Raw genomic sequence first — 18,787 nt, forward strand, 5'->3', positions numbered from 1 at the left:
GTGCAGAGCATCCGGAACCGGCTCGCGACCTCGGCGGAGGCTGCCCCGGCTCAGCGGCAGGTGTACCCGCCGTCGATCGGCAGGTGCACCCCGGAGATCATCGACGACGCGTCGCTGAGCAAGAAGACAACGGGCCCGGCCACGTCGTCCTGGGTCGCCCACCGGCCGAGCGGCATCTGCTCGAGGAAGGGCCCACCGATCTCGGGCCGGCCCCAGTAGAACTCGGACATCTCGGTCATGACGACGGTCGGGTGCACGCTGTTGACCCGGATGCCGTAGGGGCCGAGCTCGAGCGCGCTGACGCGCGTGATCGAGTCCACGGCGGCCTTGGAGGCCGCGTACGAGACGTGGTTGGGCAGGGCGACCAGCGAGGCCTGGCTGGAGACGTTGACGATCGCCCCACCCGCACCCAGCCGGATCAGCGTCCGCGCGGCGTACTTGGTGACCAGCAGCGTGCCACGGGCGTTGATGGCCATGACCCGGTCGAAGACCGAGATGTCGGTCTCCATCGGGGTGGCGATCTCCCCGCCGAACCCACCGCAGTTCACCACTCCCCACAGGTCGAGGTCCCCGAGGGCCGCGGCGACCTCGTCCTCCGACGTCAGGTCGAACGGCAGGGTGCGGCACCCCGTCTCTTTCGCGATCGGCTCGAGGCCGTCCTGGGTCCGGCCGCTGGCCACGACGTCTGCGCCCGCGGCCACCAGGTGCCGGACTATCGCACCGCCGATCCCGCCGGCTGCGCCGGTCACCAGGATGGTCCGACCCTCGAATCCCGTCATGGCTGGGTGTCCTCTCGTCACGGTGCTGCCGGCGAGCTCTGGCGCGTCGCCGTTGGTGCTGCCAGGTCAGATGGTGCCACAACGTGGGCGTCCATGTCACCGATGTCATGCGGCCATCTTGACACCGGTGTCATTGGATCCTTAGCGTGATCTCGAGCCGGGTGCCACATCGTGGGTGCGCCCCTGGCGCCAGGCCGAAGGAGGCGATCGGGTGCACCCCGAGCCAGACGATGCCGCGGCCGTGTCGCTCCGTGTCGGCGAGCTCGTGCGACGGGCCGAGTGGCTCGTCGACCAACGCCCGCGCACCATCTTGGGCATCGTCGGAGCGCCCGGCTCAGGCAAGTCGACGTTGTGCCAGGCTCTCAGCGCGGCCCTTGGGACGCGGGCCGTGATCGTCGGGATGGACGGGTTCCACCTCGCCGATCCGGTGCTCGAGGACCTCGGGCGTCGCGATCGAAAGGGAGCCCCCGACACGTTCGACGTCGCGGGCTATGTCGCCCTGCTGGACCGCCTGCGGGGCGCGCAGGACGACGTGGTCTACGCGCCCGAGTTCGACCGGTCCCTTGAGGCGGCGATCGCCGGCGCCGTGCCCGTCCCCGCCGCCGTCCAACTGGTGATCACGGAGGGCAACTACCTCCTGCACGCGGCCGACGGCTGGTCCTCGGTGCGGGCCAGGCTCGACGAGGTCTGGTTCCTGGACGTGCCCCCGGCGGAGCGGATCCGTCGCCTCGTCGCCCGCCGGCTCTCCTTCGGCGACCCGGAGCCCGCTGCGCGGGCATGGGTGCTCGGTGTGGACGAGGCGAATGCCGTCGTGGTCGAGGCCGGGCGTGACGCCGCCGACCTGGTCGTCCAGCTGCACACCGAACCCCCCGGGGGACCAACGGCCATCGCCTGATGGCCCGTCGAAGGAGACGTCATGACGATGCTCGAGCCAGGTGCCCTTGCGGCACTCGCATCCAGAGTCCAGGTTCCCCGGTACGACCGGTCGGCCGTCACGGTCGGGGTCGTCCACATCGGGGTCGGCGGCTTCCACCGCGCGCACCAAGCCCTCTACCTGGACGACGTCCTCGCCGGGGGCGACCTCGCCTGGGGCATCTGCGGTGTCGGCCTCATGCCCGCCGACGTCGCAGCCCGGGACGCTGCTGCCGCACAGGGGGGTCTGTACACCCTCATGACGGTCGACCCGGACGGTGCCCTCACGTCCCGCGTGATCGGCAGCCTCGTGCAGTACCTGTACGGCCCCGACGACCCCGAGGCTGTGCTGAACGTCCTTGCGGACCCGGCCACCCGGATCGTCTCCTTGACGATCACCGAGGGTGGCTACGGCGTCAACGACGCGACGGGGCTCTTCGCACCCCAGGACAGCGCGACGCTCGCCGACATCGAGCAGGGCGGCCCGCCGCGCAGCGCGCTCGGGTATCTGACCGAGGGTCTTCGGCGGCGGCGCGAGGCCGGGATCCCCGCCTTCGCGGTGCTCTCCTGCGACAACATCCAGGGCAACGGGCATGTCGCCCGCGTGGCACTGACCTCGTTCGCGAGCCGTCGCGACGCGGATCTCGCCGACTGGATCGGCCGCGAGGTGGCCTTCCCCTCCTCCATGGTCGACCGGATCACCCCCGTGCCCGACGACGCGACGCGCGAGCTCGCGCGCAAGGTCCTCGGGATCGACGACGCCTGGCCCGTACGCTCGGAGAGCTTCCGCCAGTGGGTGGTCGAGGACTCGTTCAGCCACGGGCGGCCCGACTTCGCCGCTGCGGGCGTCCAGCTGGTCGAGGACGTCGAGCCGTACGAGCACATGAAGCTCCGACTGCTCAACGGCTCGCATCAGGTGATGGCCCACGTCGGGCTCCTGGCCGGCTTCACGTGGGTCCACGACGCCTGTCGCGACCCGCTCGTCGTCGCGCTGCTGCGCCGCTACATGCAGACCGAGGCGATCCCGACGCTGGGCCCGGTCCCGGGCATCGAGCTCGGCGCCTACTGCGACCAGCTCCTGGAGCGGTTCGCGAGCGAGCAGGTCCAGGACACGCTCGCGCGCCAGGTCGTCGACTCGTCCGCCCGGGTCCCGAAGTTCCTCCTTCCGGTCGTGGCGGAGCAGCTGCGTCTCGGTGGCCCGATCGACTGCTGCGCCGTGGTCCTCGCGGCCTGGAGCCTTCGCCTTGAGCGAGCCGTCGCCCCGGCGCCGGACCCGCAGCACGACGCGCTCCTCGCGGCGACCCTCAACGAGCAGGGGACACCCGGAGCGATGCTGGACGTGGCCTCCGTCTTCGGCGACCTGGGCGCGAACCCTCGCCTGCGCAGCGCCTACGTCGAGGCACGCATCGCGCTCGGCGCGCGGGGGGCCATGGCGGTCCTCGCGGCCCTGGTGTAGACCGACCTAGGTTCGCCGCCTTCGTCGAACCCGGTGGGCGATCTGGTCGTCTCGTTCGGGGATCGTCGCGGCGATCCCGCGGGTGCGCAGCCAGGCGCGGTTCGCCTTGGAGGGGTAGCCCTTGTCGGCCAGGACCCTGTCCGGGCGGGTGCGTGGGCGGCCGGCCCGGGCCCGCGGGACGCGGACCTGGTCGAGCGTGGCGGCCATAATCGTGCGGATCGCTCGACCGTCGCCGACACCGTCGGTTCAGCGGTTGATCCACCGTTGCATGGCCTCGGGGTACCTGTCGCCGGCTGTGGCGATGCGGTCGCTGGCATCCGTGAGCTCGGCGAGGTCGCTCGCGCTCAGCGTCACGTCGAGTGCTCCGACGTTCTCCAGCACACGGTGGGGCTTGGTGGTGCCGGGGATCGGCACGATCCAATGCGCGACGGCAAGGACGACGGCCACATGCGAAAGGCGCTCACATGGGTCGGCGGTCTGGCGACGAGTACGGCAGCAGGGGCGTTGGGCCAGATGCTCGCAGCCGCAGCGATCGCTCTTCTTGGTGGGGGCGGCTGAGGATCCGGTCGAGCTGGGATCTGATGAGGATGCGTCCCGAGTGCTGCGACGGAGCCCTCGACACCCCTGAACACTCGGCCTAGACTCGTACTGCCGCACCCGGACGGGTGTTGGAAGTGAGGCCCGGTGCTACCCGCCCCTGATGGCGGGACCCGGGCCTTCGCGCTGCCTAGGGCACGCCGGGGATGCTGATGCGGATCAGCCGGTCCCCCAGGGCTTGCGTGTACCGCCCGTCCCCTCTGGCTCGAGCGCTCTCGGCGCCGGCCACGGCGTCGGCGATCCAGAGCAGTGGCTCGGCCTTGGTCGCGAAGGAGAACCGGAGCCCGGGTCCGATCCGCATTGATGCTCGGAGGCCTTCGATGCGGGTCCCGTCGCGTCTGTCGAGCACGTGAGTGCGGCTCTCGAGGACGACGTCGTGCACCGGTGGATCGAGCACCTGGAGTTGTGCCAGGAGCGACTCGGTGCACCTGGCACGGGCGCGTTCTTGGCGGCGTGGTGGCACCGGCCGACTGACCACCACGATCTGCAGGTCGCTCGTCGCCGCGATCAGCTCGAGCATCGCAGTTCGTGAGCGGTCGAACTCGCCGTGCCAGTGGAAGGCGTCCCGGCGACGGCGACGCACGGCACGGACCGAGGCGCGAACGTCGTCGAGCACTTCCTCTCGGACGACGACGGCGGCCAGCAGGTAGTGCCGGGTCTCCACGATGTAGCTCTCGTCGACGAAGGCGTACCGGTCGCTCATGGCGTCGACCGCCGGCGCACAGCCTCGAACGCCGTCAGGGCCTTGTCGTCGGCGTCGGGCAGGGTGTGCAGGTACTTCTGCGTCGTCATGATCTGGGAGTGACCCATGCGTTCCATGACCGTCTTGAGGTCGGCGCCGCCGGCCAAGAGCCACGAGGCATGGGCGTGGCGTAGGTCGTGGACGCGGACGTGGAAGTCGATGCCAGAGCGTTCGAGCGCAGGCAGCCACACCTTGGTCCGAAAGGTGTTGCGTGAGATCGGCCGGCCGCCGGCGGTCTCGGTCGAAGCGAAGATCAGGTCGTCGCGGTTCAGGCCCAGCTGTTCGATCCGGCGTGCGATCGACCGCAGCAGGGTCTCACTCACGCGCAGGGTGCGGAACTCGTTGTCCTTGGGGTAGTCCTTGACGATCATGCGTTCGCCAGTGGGGGAGTGCTTGCGCGAGACCTCGACGATCGTCTGCTCGACGGAGATTGTCTTGCGCAGGAAGTCGATGTGCCTCGGTCGCAGGGCGATGAGCTCGCCCCAGCGAAGTCCGGTCTCGATGTCGGTCATCACGAGAACCTGGAACCGGTCGGGCATCTGCGACAAGAGCTGGTCGTACTCCTCGGGGGTGAGGATGCGCGCCTTCCGTGGCGGGATCTTCGGCAGCTCGATGCTCTCGCACGGGTTGGTCACGATGATGCGGTCGCGTACCGCCCGCTTGAAGACCGAGTGCAGCATGACGTGGTACTTGCGCACCGACGTCGGCGACAGTCCCGATCCAACGGCCGCGGTCACCCAGTCCTGCACGAATGACGGCAGGATCTCGGCCATCGGCCGGTCCCCGAAGAACGGCAGGAAGTGCTTGTCGAGGTAGGAGCGGTAACCGGCGAGGGTGGAGACCTCCACTTGCCGGGACGGCAGCCATACGTTCTCGACGTAGTCGCGGAACGTGATCCGCCCCGACGCTTGGTCGATCCATCCGCCCGTCTCGACCTTCGACTCCGACCGGCGTGCCGCTCGCAGCGCGGCCCGCTCCGAGGTGAAGGTCCCGGCCGAGCGCTGACGCCCGGTCGGGTCGCGATACATGGCAGTGAACATGGCGCCCTTGGCGCGCTGACGCACTCGCACCGACGGCACGGAATCACCTCCTTCGCCACAACCCATCACGCGACCCAGTGGTCAACCGTGGTCAACGGATGGTCAACATTGCTTGCCGTTTACCAGCGAACTCGGGCGGATGCTGACGGACACTAGAAACCTACCGTGACCTGCGGCGTTATCCCAGATTACCGCACGCGGCCTGGCGCGTCGAGCACCGCTCAGGACCCCAAGAATGCGGCTCATAACCCAGAGGTCGCAGGTTCAAATCCTGCCCCCGCTACAAGTGAAGTCGCAGGTCAGAGGCTCTTTCGATCTTCGGATCGAGGGGGCCTCTTGCTTGCTCGTAAGCAGTTTGTAAGCAGGCGACGTCCACGGATCGACCTGGATGTCGGAGGACGCAGGTGGGCGCCATGAGCCGTGTCGTTCACCGTCCGGCTACCTGGGCAGCGAGATGCGGTCGCCGGACGGGCGGCGCGAACCAGGTCTACGTCCAGGCCGCCACCCTCACCGGAGATCAGGTCTCCGACGACGCTGTCCTTATCAACGCCAAGCTGACCCGAGCGCATGTGCCGGTGCCCCATGAAGACCTAGTCGATGTCGGCAGCCACTACGCGAGGGTTCGACCAGAATCGCGCGCCGCCGCGCTCGGCGTTGAGGGTATGTTGCTGCGTTCGGCGCCCTTGGTGGGACTGCCGCGCGAGACCGGACATACACCGATCCGGCGTGAGGTCGTAGGTGGGCCATGACGGGGGCCAGACCCGCGCACGAAACTTGGGTTCGCCTCACCGAAGACGGAACGCTGTGAGAGGCTCGCACTTGCCAACCCCACCGGCAGGTCCATGCCCAGGGCAACCTGCACCCGGGACTGCTCCCCGCGACGGGCCATCGCGATAGCGTCACTCCGGAACCGAAGCTGGGGCCGTCCCGGTCGTGCCCCTGGCCGCGCGGACTGCCGTGTGCCACCATCGTGTGTCGGAGACGTTCGCCCATGGCTGAGGAGCCGCGAAGCCGCCTAGGCCCGGACTTCAGGGAAGTCGGAGTAGGCTACTGGCTATAGAGGGAGGTGACAGGCCTTGATCGAAATCCGTTTTGAAGAAGAGGATGAGGACGTCTAGATCTCGCTGTGTCCAAGACGCCGAGGCAGGCCTCGGCGTCTTTTGCATTTCCTAGTGGCGTCGCAAGCGAGCTGTCACGTACGCCTGGTCGATGGCTCGCGCCCGCTTCAAGAGGCTCTGCGACTTGAGGCGTTGGACGAGTCCCTCAAGTTCGACAAAGGCAAACTCGAACGCGACTGCAGGGTTCTCCGCATTTCGCCTGTTTAGTACGTACTGTTCCCAGCGCTCAAAGCAGTACGTAATCGTGGTGCCGCCGAGCCTTCGCAGTGTCGTGAGGTCAAGGACCCCCATCTCGACACCCACCGCGAGTCGCTCAAGGCCGTTGAGCGTGCTGCGAATTGCCTCGGCAAGAGAGCGTTGCTCCTCAGCTGAGACGGGCTCTTGGAGTGCAGGCAGCACTGTCTCGTCGACTAGTGCTTTGCCTTGAGCGGCGGTCAAGCTACCAGTCCCAATCAGCCTCGTTACGGTCTTGCGGTGCGCGAGCGAGTCTGACGACCACGTGTGCCAGGCGTCGATCGTCGCCGCGCGCTTCCCGCGCTGCCAGTTCGCCGTCGTGCTCGCCGCAGCCACCGCCAGGCTCAGGAGGGCGATGGTCGCAGCAACGACGGGAGCCGCCGTTACGAGGTTGGTCCCGACGGTTCGGGTCCGTAGTGCCACTGCCACTGCCCCCACCGCGATCGGAACGGTCAAGAAGAGAGCGATCACGCCGAGAACGCGGGCGGTCGGAGACCAGAAGCGCGGGCTGTTCATCTTCCGATTCAAGCGCATGTCGGGTGGCTAGCGCGAGGGGCGACCTTGTCAAGGGCCATTGAGTTCTGCCCAGGGGCGGTCGTGAAACCTGCCCGGTGATGGCCATGGGATCTGCCCAGTGCTGACCATCACCGGCAGGGTGCTCAGTTCAACGGACTCACCCCTGGCCCGCGAGGGCCTGGGCCTGGCGGACGCTTTCGCCGCTGGTTTGGCAGACGTGGGCGTGGTGCAGGAGCCGGTCGACGGTCGCGGTGGCGAGGGTCTTGGGCATGAGCTCGTCGAACGCGGCGGGGTGCAGGTTGGACGAGATCGCGACGGACCGTTTCTCGTAGGCGGCGTCGACGAGCCGGAAGGGGCCCTCGGCGGCGTCCTGAGAAACCGGCAACAGGCCGATGTCATCGCAGACGACGAGGTCGGCGCGCAGGACCCGGGCGATGGCTTTCGTGACGGAGTCGTCGGCGCGGTGGCGGCGCAGCAGCGTGCCGAGGTCTTCCAGGGTGAACCAGGCCACCCGTAGTCCTTGCTCGACAGCGTGCTGGCCGAGGGCCTCGAGCAGGAACGTCTTGCCCGTGCCGGACGGCCCGCAGACCACGAGGTTCTCGCGGCGGTGGACCCATTCCACGGTGCGCAGCGCTTGCTGGGTCGGGGCCGGGATCGAGGACGCGCCCGGGTTCCAGGCGTCGAACGTCTTGCCGGTCGGGAACGCTGCGGCGGCCCGCCGGGTCGCCAGCGCGGAGCGTTCCCGGCCGGCGGCTTCCTCGGTGAGCAGGGCGCGGAGCACCTCGACCGGTTCCCACCGTTGGGCCTTCGCCGTGGCGATCACGTCCGGTGCGTGCCGGCGGATGTGGGGCAGCCGTAGCCGGTGCAGGAGCGCCTGGACGTCGGCGGGCATCGCTGGCGCGGCCGGGACCCCGGCGACCGGCACGGATGTGTCGCGCGTGCGGGTCGGGGTGCTCATGCGGTCAGCTCCGCCGCGGCCGGCGCACCGAGGGTGGCCCAGCCTGCGGTGCCCTGGGTCAGGGACCGGTCCTCGCCTGCCTGGCTGACGGGCCCGGCCGCCGTGGTGGTCGCGTGGTGGTCCAGGATCGAGGCGAGGTCGGCCTCGGCGAACCGGGCATGGACCGCCGCGTGCCCCAGCGCCCAGTCGACCTCCGCCCGGGAGAACAGCTTCGCGAGCTCGACGGCCTGGCCCATCTTCACGCGCATCTTCGTCGTGCCCGCCGCGGCGGCCTCAGCCAACCAGACCCTCGCGCCGTCACCGAGGGACAAGAACGCGGCCTCGGACACGGTCCGGGCCAACGGGACCCGGCCGAGTGCTCCCGCAGGTGAGGGCGGGAAATGGGCGTCGATGATCCGTGGGCTGCCCGGCGTCGCGCGGGCGTGGCGGGCGACCTCGCGCGGGCCGGTGGGCCCGACGTGGACGATGACGACCTGCTCGTCGGAGCCGCGCCCGTGCACCCGCACCCTGACCGCCGCCCCGAGCAACACGTGCGGCACGGAGTACTGCCCCGAGTCGAACGTGACCATCGGCATCTTCGCCGGGACCACACGCGTGAGGCCGAACGCGAGCGTGTGCGGATCGGCCGGGACCGGGTGCAACCGGACGCGTTCCTCGGCGAGCATTACGTCCGGGGCCCGCCGGGTGACGCGGTGCTCACGGGCATTGACCTGCGCGCAGAACGCCTCGCACGCGTCCTCCAGGTCCGCGAACGATGCGTACTCCTCCAGCAGGTTCGTGTCCTTGGGGACCAGGTCCGCCTTGGCGACCTTCACCGACGACTCGCTGCCGCCCTTGGACGCGGGGTCCACCGGCACGCACGTGTGTGTGCAACGTGACGCCGTAGTGGCGGGCGAACGCGACCATCGCCGGGTTGCGGACCGCCATGCCCGCGACGTGCTCGACCGTGACCGTCTTCTCGTTATCCGTCGGGACATACGTCGGTGCCCCGCCGATCCGGCGCATCGTCACGTCCAGGGCCGCCATCACCGACGGTGACGTCTTGTCCCTGATCGCCAGCACCACCCGGAACCTCGACCACGCCAACCACGCGACGAACAACGTCGTCTTGGCCCCGTCGATCGTGGGCCCGTCGCCGAAGTCGTACTGGATCCACATCCCCGGCTCGGTGACCCACGGGCGGTGCACCCGGGTCCGCCCGACCCGGTAGTTCGCCTTCACGACCGCGACCGCCCGGCGCGTGGTGCGCTCCGAGCCGGTGAACCCCAACGCGACGAGCTTGTCGTGGGCCACGTCGGCGCGGACCTTGCCCTTCGACCTCTCGACCCACTCCTCGACCTTGGCCAAGTGAGCGTCGATCAGCTGCGGGCGCGGTGCGTAACGATCAGACAATCCGCCCGCGTCGCGGGCCGCGACATACCGGGCCACGGTGTGGTGAGAGACCCCGGCCAGTTCCCCGGCATCACGCAACGACCCGGTCAAGTCGAATGCTTCCAACATGTTCATGATCTCCTCGGCAGACTTCACGGTGTCCCTCCTGGGGGCGAACGGCGCATCAGCACCGCCAACCGCACCCCAGGAGGGGCCTCAACCGCGGGAAGCGGCGAGGCGAACGACGTCGTGTCGGGCAGATCTCATGACCGCCAGCGGGCAACATTCATGTCCGCCACCAGGCAGCTATTTGGCCGTCTCCGGGCAGTTTCTCGTGGCCGCTGTCACCACCTCACGTCGCCCCCATCGGGCCGGTCACGCCCACTCTGCTGGACACGAGTGTCGCGCGGGTCACGGAATGGATCTACTGCGCACCAACTGGAATGCGGCGAACGCCTTCTGGTCGGCGTCGGGCAGGGTGTGCAGGTACTTCTGGGTGGTCATGATCTGGGCGTGGCCCATGCGCTCCATCACGGACTTCAGGTCCGCGCCGCCGGCCAGGAGCCAGGAGGCGTGGGCGTGGCGCAGGTCGTGCATGCGGACGGGGAAGTCGATGCCGGCGCGTTCGACGGCCGGACGCCAGTAGCGGGCTCGGAAGGTGGATCGTGACAGGGGGCTGCCCTCGGCGATCTCTCGTGAGGGGAACAGCAGGTCGTCTCGGCTCAAGCCGAGGGTGGCGATCCGTGCGGCGATGGCCTCGACAAGTGCTGATGAGACGGCCAGGGTGCGGGGTTCGTCGTCCTTGGGGTAGGGCTTGAAGATCATTCGTTGGCCGGTGGGGGAGTCCTTGCTGGAGACCTCGACGATGGTCTCCTGGACGGTGATGGTGCGACGTAGGAAGTCGATGTGCAGGGGGCGCAGGGCTACGAGCTCGCCCCAGCGCAGCCCGGTCTCGATCCCGGTGAGCACCAGGACCTTGAACCGGTCGGGCACCGCGGCCAGGACCGCGTCGAACTCGTCGGGGGTCAGGATCCGCGACTTCGTGGTGATGACCTTGGGCAGCTCGGTGGCCTCGCAGGGGTTGTAGGCCAGGATCCTGTCGCGCACGGCCCGGGCGAAGACCGAGTGGAGCATGACGTGGTACTTGGTGATGGACCGGGGAGACAGGCCCTGCGCGGCGGCGAGGGTGACCCACTCCTGGACGGTCGACGGCATGATCCGAGCCAGGCGCATGGGCCCGAAGAAGGGCACGAAGTGGTTGCGCAGGTAGGACCGGTACCCGGCGCGAGTGCTCAGTCCCGGAGAAGCAGAGAGACGCCGCCGTTCGCCGAGGCGATCGCGTACGAAGCAGCCCACAGTTGGACTTCAGGGCTCCGGAGCCCCAGTTCGAACCCGTGTGGCGCGAGCTGCATGCGAGCGAAGAGGAAAGCCTCCTCGAACTTCCCTACCCAGGCGGTGCAGAGCGTGTCCATCGCGACATCACCGAAGGGCCGCGAGACGGTTTCGGTCAACAGGGCCAGGCCCGACCGGTCGAGCGTGTCGCGGAAGATCGCAGCCTCGTCGGGGCGGAGCGTCCTGAGGGCAGCATCGCTCGCGGCCGTGTGGCACCGGCTGAGGGTCTTGGCGTCCGCCTGGCGGGTCGGCTTCGCGCTTCGGAGGGAAGCGCGGTACGCGGCAAGGTAGCGGCGCTCGGCTGACCGGACACGCCGCTGAAGGAGCCAGTCGCTCATGGTCGCTAGGCTACTGAGCGGCTAGCCCGCGCAGGCGACTTTCGGTGACCACGGTCGAGTAACCGCGGCCGTGACCCGCGGCCCGATCGGCCCGGTGATGCGCGCCGACTGTTGACGATCAACTGTTCAGTCGACGTACCGCGCCCACGCGTCTGCACGCAATCAGGCCCGCCCTGGTCACCCGCAGCGACAGCGAGGCTCCTCCGAGGTTGAAGCGGAGGAACCCCGCTAGATCGTCTCAGCCCAGCCAGGCGGACTCGGTCACGCCTTCAGGGCACCTGGGTCCCACCCGTATGGGCGATTCGCTAGCGATCTTGGATGGATAGCGTGTGGTTGGCGGGGCAGGGGGCTCCGCGGCACAGCCGCTGGAGAACAATGTCGATCCCACGTGCTCTCGTCCGCAGCCTCGTCTCGGTAGTCACCGTTGCGTTGCTGACCACGACCGCCATCCCACCGGCCGGGGCGGTCGACGATCTCGACGGCACGGGGTCGTCGGGATCGGACCTCACCGCAGCCGCGGCACCCTCGCCGGCGGAGTTGTCCGTGACCGAGTCGGGTCCCGTGATCTCCACACTTAGCCCGCCCGTGGCAGTGCCGGGTGCATCGGTGGTAGTCGACGGCGCTGGCTTCGCTGCGGAGCTCTCGGAGAACACCGTCACCGTCAACGGCCAGTCGGCCGTGGTCACGGCGGCGACCACGTCGCAGCTGGAGATCCTGGTCCCAGCCGCTGCCGGGTCCGGACCGGTCGCCGTGACCGCTGGCGGGACCACGGTCGTGTCGGAGTTGGACCTCTATATCGTCCCGTCGGGGTTCACGCCCGATCTCGTCGCCGTCACGGGGCGCCTCGTGTCGGGCGAGCCAGTCACGGTTGCGTTGGGGGCGCCCAACCAGATCGCCCTGCTGACCGTCCCGCTCACGACCGACGATCGTCTGGCGGTCCAGATCAGCGGGAGCACCTTCGGGTCTTCCACGTCCAGCGCGCGGGTGAGCGTGCGGCGGCCCGACGGGTCGCTCCTCGTTGGTGCAACGGGCTTCGGCAGCTCGGGCCTGTGGATCGACTCGACAGCCGTGCCCGTCGACGGCACCTACACGATCCTCGTGGATCCGCAGGGAGTGGCCGTGGGTTCAGCCTCGGTGACGGCACACGGGGTGCCGGCGGATGTGGTTGTGGACGCGTCGCCCGGTGGTGCCCCGGTGGTGGTGGGCACGTCGGTTCCGGGTCAGAACGGTGCGGTGGTCTTCTCTGGTGTGGCGGGTCAGCGGGTGGCGTTGTCGCTGGTCGGGTCGACCTTCGGGACGGCGTCGACGGCGTTGACGTTGGTTAAGCCTGATGGGTCGGTGTTGGTCTCGGCGTCCTTCGCGGCGGCCACGGCGTTCGTCGATGCGGTGACGTTGCCGGTCAGTGGGGACTACAAGCTGGTGGTCAACCCGGCCAAGGCCGCGATCGGGCAGGTCGAGGTGTCGGTGTTGGATGCCTCTGAGGCGGTGGTGGCCGGTGCTGCCGATGGTGGGCTCCTGACGGTGGCGACGTCGGTGGCGGGTCAGAACGGTGCGGTGGTGTTCTCTGGTGTGGCGGGTCAGCGGGTTGCGATTGAGGTCGTGGACTCGACGTATGGGATCTCGACGTCGTCGCTGTATCTGTCGCTGGTCGGTCCGGGTGGGACCAGCGTGGTGGTCGCGACGAAGTCGGCGAAGGGCACGTTCATCGAGCCGGTGGTGCTGGCGGCCGGTGGTGAGTACCGGGTTGTGGTCGATCCGACCGGGGTGCTGACCGGGACCGTGGGGCTGCGGTTGCACGGGGTGCCGGCGGATGTGGTTGTGGACGCGTCGCCCGGTGGTGCCCCGGTGGTGGTGGGCACGTCGGTTCCGGGTCAGAACGGTGCGGTGGTCTTCTCTGGTGTGGCGGGTCAGCGGGTGGCGTTGTCGCTGGTCGGGTCGACCTTCGGGACGGCGTCGACGGCGTTGACGTTGGTTAAGCCTGATGGGTCGGTGTTGGTCTCGGCGTCCTTCGCGGCGGCCACGGCGTTCGTCGATGCGGTGACGTTGCCGGTCAGTGGGGACTACAAGCTGGTGGTCAACCCGGCCAAGGCCGCGATCGGGCAGGTCGAGGTGTCGGTGTTGGATGCCTCTGAGGCGGTGGTGGCCGGTGCTGCCGATGGTGGGCTCCTGACGGTGGCGACGTCGGTGGCGGGTCAGAACGGTGCGGTGGTGTTCTCTGGTGTGGCGGGTCAGCGGGTTGCGATTGAGGTCGTGGACTCGACGTATGGGATCTCGACGTCGTCGCTGTATCTGTCGCTGGTCGGTCCGGGTGGGACCAGCGTGGTGGTCGCGACGAAGTCGGCGAAGGGCACGTTCATCGAGCCGGTGGTGCTGGCGGCCGGTGGTGAGTACCGGGTTGTGGTCGATCCGACCGGGGTGCTGACCGGGACCGTGGGGCTGCGGTTGCACGGGGTGCCGGCGGATGTGGTTGTGGACGCGTCGCCCGGTGGTGCCCCGGTGGTGGTGGGCACGTCGGTTCCGGGTCAGAACGGTGCGGTGGTCTTCTCTGGTGTGGCGGGTCAGCGGGTGGCGTTGTCGCTGGTCGGGTCGACCTTCGGGACGGCGTCGACGGCGTTGACGTTGGTTAAGCCTGATGGGTCGGTGTTGGTCTCGGCGTCCTTCGCGGCGGCCACGGCGTTCGTCGATGCGGTGACGTTGCCGGTCAGTGGGGACTACAAGCTGGTGGTCAACCCGGCCAAGGCCGCGATCGGGCAGGTCGAGGTGTCGGTGTTGGATGCCTCTGAGGCGGTGGTGGCCGGTGCTGCCGATGGTGGGCTCCTGACGGTGGCGACGTCGGTGGCGGGTCAGAACGGTGCGGTGGTGTTCTCTGGTGTGGCGGGTCAGCGGGTTGCGATTGAGGTCGTGGACTCGACGTATGGGATCTCGACGTCGTCGCTGTATCTGTCGCTGGTCGGTCCGGGTGGGACCAGCGTGGTGGTCGCGACGAAGTCGGCGAAGGGCACGTTCATCGAGCCGGTGGTGCTGGCGGCCGGTGGTGAGTACCGGGTTGTGGTCGATCCGACCGGGGTGCTGACCGGGACCGTGGGGCTGCGGTTGCACGGGGTGCCGGCGGATGTGGTTGTGGACGCGTCGCCCGGTGGTGCCCCGGTGGTGGTGGGCACGTCGGTTCCGGGTCAGAACGGTGCGGTGGTCTTCTCTGGTGTGGCGGGTCAGCGGGTGGCGTTGTCGCTGGTCGGGTCGACCTTCGGGACGGCGTCGACGGCGTTGACGTTGGTTAAGCCTGATGGGTCGGTGTTGGTCTCGGCGTCCTTCGCGGCGGCCACGGCGTTCGTCGATGCGGTGACGTTGCCGGTCAGTGGGGACTACAAGCTGGTGGTCAACCCGGCCAAGGCCGCGATCGGGCAGGTCGAGGTCGAGATTGTCGACGTCGACGTCGCGGTCGTCTATGAGATCGTGCCTGGCGGCGAAGAAGTCACCGTTGAGACGACCTCGCCCGGGAAGTACATCCGCCTCGATACGGAGCTCACGGCAGGCGTTGTGTACGGACTGCGGATCGACGCGGCGAGTGGTCGGACGACGGTGACGGTCCGCAACGCTGCCGGGAACACGGTCGTGACCAACGACAGCTCGAGCCTGGACCGGACGATCGCGTTCACCGCGCCCTCCGATGGGATCTACACGATCACCGTCGACCCGCTGGGCGCCGTCGTGGGGTCCTGGCGTTGTGCGTTGTTCAGCGGTGTGGGAGCGCCGAAGATCGGTCTGCCCCTGAGCCCCAGTGGTTGGTACTCGGTCCATTCCATGACCGTGACCTGGCCGACGGCAAGCGCGGAGACCATCGTGGGCTACGCCGTCGTGCAGGACGACGACCCGGCGACCGAGCCCACCGAGACGACCCACACGGCCGCCTCCGGGACCATCGAGGTCCCGGAAGGGGAGAGCTGGGTGCACGTGCGCGGTGTGCTCGCTGACGGGACCCTCGGCCCGACCGCGCACGCGCGGATCATGGTCGACACGGTGCCGCCGGAGCTCGGGCCACTGACCACCGTGTCCCATCCCGATGTCGCCGTCCTGTACGGGGATCGGACGGTACAGCTCACCTGGACCGAGCCAGAGGACGCCTCCGGGATCGCCGGATACAGCATCGGGGCCTCGAAGAGCCCGTCGAGCGCACCCGACGCGACGTTTGACACCGTGGCCACCGGGCACGCCTTCGAGCTCGACTCCAACGGTCTGTGGTATCTACGGGTTCGCCCCGTCGACATCGCCGGCAATGTCGGTGAGGCGCAGGCCTACGAGGTCAACGTGGACGGGGACGCACCCGCGGCCCCGCTGGTGACGGGCACCCACGAGGACGGTGTCGAGTCGAGTAGCCGCACCCTTGTGGCGGAGTTCGCTCCCGGTGATGACGACGTCGTGTCTCGGTGGTCGGCAGTGGTGGACCAAGACCCGGGCACGGTGCCGAACCCTGCAGCGGGTCATGTCGAGCCGCGGCTCGTCGCCACGCTGGAGCCTGGGGTGTGGTGGCTGCACGTCTCTGCGGGTGACGCGCTCGGTCGGTGGGGCGAGCCGACGCACGTCCAGGTCGTCGTGACCGCCACGGATGTCGCCGTCCTGCAGGCCGCGGACTCCTGGGTCTGGACGAGCACGTCCATCGGCGTCGCGTGCGAGGTGGACGTCGCAGGTATGCAGCTCGTGACCTTCGACGGTGACGGGGCCGTCCAGGCCGTGGGGCCGCTCGTGCCTGGTGACGGTGCGTGTTTGGTCACCTGGGACCCGACGACTTTGTTGGACGGACAGCGCGTCTGGCCTGACGGCGCCTACGACTTGGCCGTCGCAGACGCCGACGGGAACGAGGTCTCTGCGCGTGTGCCGGTGACCGTAGCGGTCACGTCGACCGCGGTCGACCGAGTGATCTCTGAGTACCGGGCGGGCATCATCAGCGCGACCGAGCTCGTCGACCTGCTCGTTCGCATGCTGACCAGCCCGACGAGCGTGCCGACCAGGTACCTGGCGGGGGCGAGCGAGGGTGGAATGACGACGGCGATCATCCTGCAGGCGCTGGGCCTCCTCGACCCGGAGCTGCGTGACGCGTTCATCGCCGCCCTCACCCCTGAGCAGCCGGCCCCGACGCCCGCTTTCCGGACCCCGACCCAGACACCCCGGACAGCGACTGAGGGGGTACCGGACTGCGTCTCGTTGGATGACTCCCCGCCGGGTTGTGTCGTGAACTTCCCAGGCTTCAGCATCACGTACATGCACGCCATGGTCGGCGTCCCGGACGACTTCCAGGGCATCCCTCCTCGCGTACAGACGGTCTATGACGCGCTCGCCTACGCGAAGTTGACGTTCGAGGGCATGGGTTTCGCCACTCCCGACCGGACGATCTCCGTGAACCTCGTGGACGACCTGTTCCTCAAGCCCGGTGGTGGCGTCTCGTTGCCCTCCGGGGTCATCAACATGAACGTGACCAACAGCGTCGAGTACTACCTGCCGATGCACGAGTACTTCCACCAGGTGCAGTACGAGTACTTCAACGGATGGGACACCGCGAGCGAGCCGTACTGGTGGATGGAGGCCACGGCCGAGTGGGCCGCACACCGCGCGCAGGAGCAACTCGGGTTCCCTGGCAACAAGGTGAGTTCATACGCCGCAAATCTGAAGGGATTCCTCTCGTCCGGGGCCCCGCTGCACATAGCGCAGTCGGCGGTCTTGTCACCAGGTGGGAACGAGTACGGTGCCTTCGTCCTTCCTGAGTACCTCGAGGACCGATTCGGCGGAGACGAGGCCATCCGCTGGACCTGGGACCGCATCGGAGACGGGTACTTCGGGATCCGCCCGCTCGACGCGGTGGACGACTACGTCCAGACACAAGGCTCGACCTACGCCGAGGCCATCGAAGAGTTCCGGCTGTGGACCTACGTGCTTGCCGACACTGGCAGCAATATCGGCTTCAGCGATGACGACGCCAAAGCGGACGAGTTCTGGCGTCAGCGGCTGATGGACGGACCCGGAAGCGACAACTACTTCCGTCGCGTCACGGCGACAGCCGCGATCGATCCGGTAACAGGGGTGGCGGACGGCAGCGTCCGTGCCGCGGCGAGCAACACCGCCTACATCGAGATCGACAAACCCGCCGGTGTCGGTGGCACTGTGGTGGTGACCGTGACTCGGAAGCCTCATCCCCGCGAGAGCGCGGGTCTTTCCGGCGCACGCGCCTCGGTCATCCCCGTCTCCAACTACCCGACCTTGTGCGGGAACGCTGAGGCACTGACGCCCGTCGACGCTGGCGAGCCCCCGCCGTCGTTGATGGCGGTCGACGCTGGCGACCCCTCGCCGTCGTTGATGTCGGTTGACGGTGGCGAGTCCCTGCAAGGCTCGTTCCAACTCGCACCGGGGTGCTCCACGCTCACCCTCGCCATCACCAACACCAGCAAGGACTCGGTATTCAAGGACTTCGACTGGTCGGTGGCGTTCGAGCCGACGTGGACAGTCCTCAGCAACGGCGTCATCGAGGTTGGGGTCAACCGGAACGGGTCGATCATTTCGGACGGCGTGGGTGTGCGCCGCGCCGGGGACCCGGGCAGCGACGTGCTCTCGTGGGGGTGCGCCTGTGCGGCCTGGGGGATCGCGGACGGGACAACCAGCGGGTGGGCGGACACCAACTTCAGTTCCGTGCCCCAAGGGATGCTGGGCGTGTCCGGCTTTGCCGCCGACGGGCGGACCGCCGCCGTGGACGCGTCACTCGCGGCATTCGTGGGCTCGACAGTCCAGAGGAGCCTCGACGTCCAACTGAGCTACCGACCGTCGGCGAGCCCGAGCCTGTACGCCATCGATGTCCAGGTCGAGCGAACCGCGATGACGCCCACCAGCGGAAGGATCCTGTTCGAGACGGCACTGGACTTCGACGTCCCGCCCGACGTACACAGTGAGCGCGTGACCTGGGACTCTGCGACCGGGGAGGTGCCCGCGTTCGTCGACTACCTCGGGCGCAACGGCTTCCACAACGGCAACCCGCTCACTCAGCCCAGCAGCCTCGGCGGACCCGTGGTGCTGGGCGAGCCCTACGGACCGAGCGACCAGGGCACAGTGATCCGGCTCGACCTCGGTGAGCTCGCAGTCGGCGACAGGGTCGGGTTCACTGTGTATGTGGGGGTGGCAACCGGTTCGTCAAGTGCTGCCGCGGCGGTGGACGCTGTGGACCCGGCTCTGTACGCACTTGCCGAGCCGGGTGCGGGGCCCGACGTCCCAGGAGGTGTGATCGGTATCTTCGGGGTCTCCGACCTCAGTCGCCTGCCGGTGTCGCCGACACCTGGGCCGGACCCGGTGTGAGC

At 68.6% G+C, this 18,787-nt stretch carries 12 protein-coding genes and 1 pseudogene; 3 read left to right on the top strand and 10 right to left on the bottom strand.

Annotation, left to right across the window (positions count from 1 at the left end):
• Positions 1–50 precede the first annotated feature (50 nt).
• Positions 51–779, bottom strand: a complete 729-nt coding sequence (locus tag K415_RS0111465) for an SDR family oxidoreductase (RefSeq protein WP_024287192.1) — start codon at positions 777–779, stop codon at positions 51–53.
• Between the two features lie 211 nt (positions 780–990).
• On the opposite strand from K415_RS0111465, the gene K415_RS0111470 reads away from it, so the two are divergent.
• Positions 991–1,674: a nucleoside/nucleotide kinase family protein gene (locus K415_RS0111470; RefSeq protein WP_029663631.1), complete on the top strand. Its 684-nt coding sequence runs from the start codon at positions 991–993 to the stop codon at positions 1,672–1,674.
• Between the two features lie 21 nt (positions 1,675–1,695).
• Entirely contained in the window at positions 1,696–3,147 is a 1,452-nt protein-coding gene (locus K415_RS0111475; RefSeq protein ID WP_024287194.1) for a mannitol dehydrogenase family protein, read from the top strand.
• A gap of 6 nt (positions 3,148–3,153) precedes the next feature.
• On the opposite strand, the gene K415_RS0111480 is transcribed toward K415_RS0111475, so the two are convergent.
• From K415_RS0111480 to K415_RS0111520, 9 genes and pseudogenes are all read right to left on the bottom strand, one after another.
• On the bottom strand, positions 3,154–3,354 hold the full coding sequence (locus K415_RS0111480) for a transposase (protein ID WP_197024711.1): 201 nt from the start codon (positions 3,352–3,354) through the stop codon (positions 3,154–3,156).
• 39 nt (positions 3,355–3,393) lie between these two features.
• Positions 3,394–3,561 (bottom strand): hypothetical protein, encoded by a 168-nt coding sequence (locus K415_RS22790; RefSeq protein WP_155859445.1) that lies wholly within the window; start codon positions 3,559–3,561, stop codon positions 3,394–3,396.
• Positions 3,562–3,874: 313 nt separating this feature from the next.
• Entirely contained in the window at positions 3,875–4,447 is a 573-nt protein-coding gene (locus K415_RS22795; protein WP_024287197.1) for a hypothetical protein, read from the bottom strand.
• Positions 4,444–5,565 (bottom strand): site-specific integrase, encoded by a 1,122-nt coding sequence (locus K415_RS21830; protein WP_024287198.1) that lies wholly within the window; start codon positions 5,563–5,565, stop codon positions 4,444–4,446. Before K415_RS21830 ends, K415_RS22795 begins: the two co-directional genes overlap by 4 nt.
• Before the next feature lie 1,130 nt (positions 5,566–6,695).
• Complete coding sequence (locus tag K415_RS0111500; RefSeq protein ID WP_034661243.1) at positions 6,696–7,394, bottom strand: DUF4760 domain-containing protein; 699 nt, start codon at positions 7,392–7,394, stop codon at positions 6,696–6,698.
• 157 nt (positions 7,395–7,551) lie between these two features.
• Positions 7,552–8,352 carry an IS21-like element helper ATPase IstB gene (gene istB / locus K415_RS0111505; protein ID WP_051480526.1) on the bottom strand — a complete coding sequence of 267 codons (801 nt, stop codon included), beginning with the start codon at positions 8,350–8,352 and terminating at the stop codon, positions 7,552–7,554.
• Positions 8,349–9,879 (bottom strand): annotated as a pseudogene (locus tag K415_RS21835) (transposase). The gene istB and the pseudogene K415_RS21835 overlap by 4 nt, the downstream one beginning before the upstream one ends.
• A gap of 255 nt (positions 9,880–10,134) precedes the next feature.
• Entirely contained in the window at positions 10,135–11,079 is a 945-nt protein-coding gene (locus K415_RS23540) for a tyrosine-type recombinase/integrase (RefSeq protein ID WP_197024712.1), read from the bottom strand.
• Positions 11,016–11,453 (bottom strand): hypothetical protein, encoded by a 438-nt coding sequence (locus K415_RS0111520; RefSeq protein WP_024287201.1) that lies wholly within the window; start codon positions 11,451–11,453, stop codon positions 11,016–11,018. The genes K415_RS23540 and K415_RS0111520 overlap by 64 nt, the downstream gene beginning before the upstream one ends.
• Before the next feature lie 375 nt (positions 11,454–11,828).
• Here K415_RS0111520 and K415_RS0111525 point away from each other — a divergent pair, with 375 nt between their 5' ends.
• Positions 11,829–18,785 (top strand): IPT/TIG domain-containing protein, encoded by a 6,957-nt coding sequence (locus K415_RS0111525; RefSeq protein WP_024287202.1) that lies wholly within the window; start codon positions 11,829–11,831, stop codon positions 18,783–18,785.
• Positions 18,786–18,787 lie beyond the last annotated feature (2 nt).

The organism is Cellulomonas sp. KRMCY2, from assembly GCF_000526515.1.
Lineage (GTDB): Bacteria > Actinomycetota > Actinomycetes > Actinomycetales > Cellulomonadaceae > Actinotalea.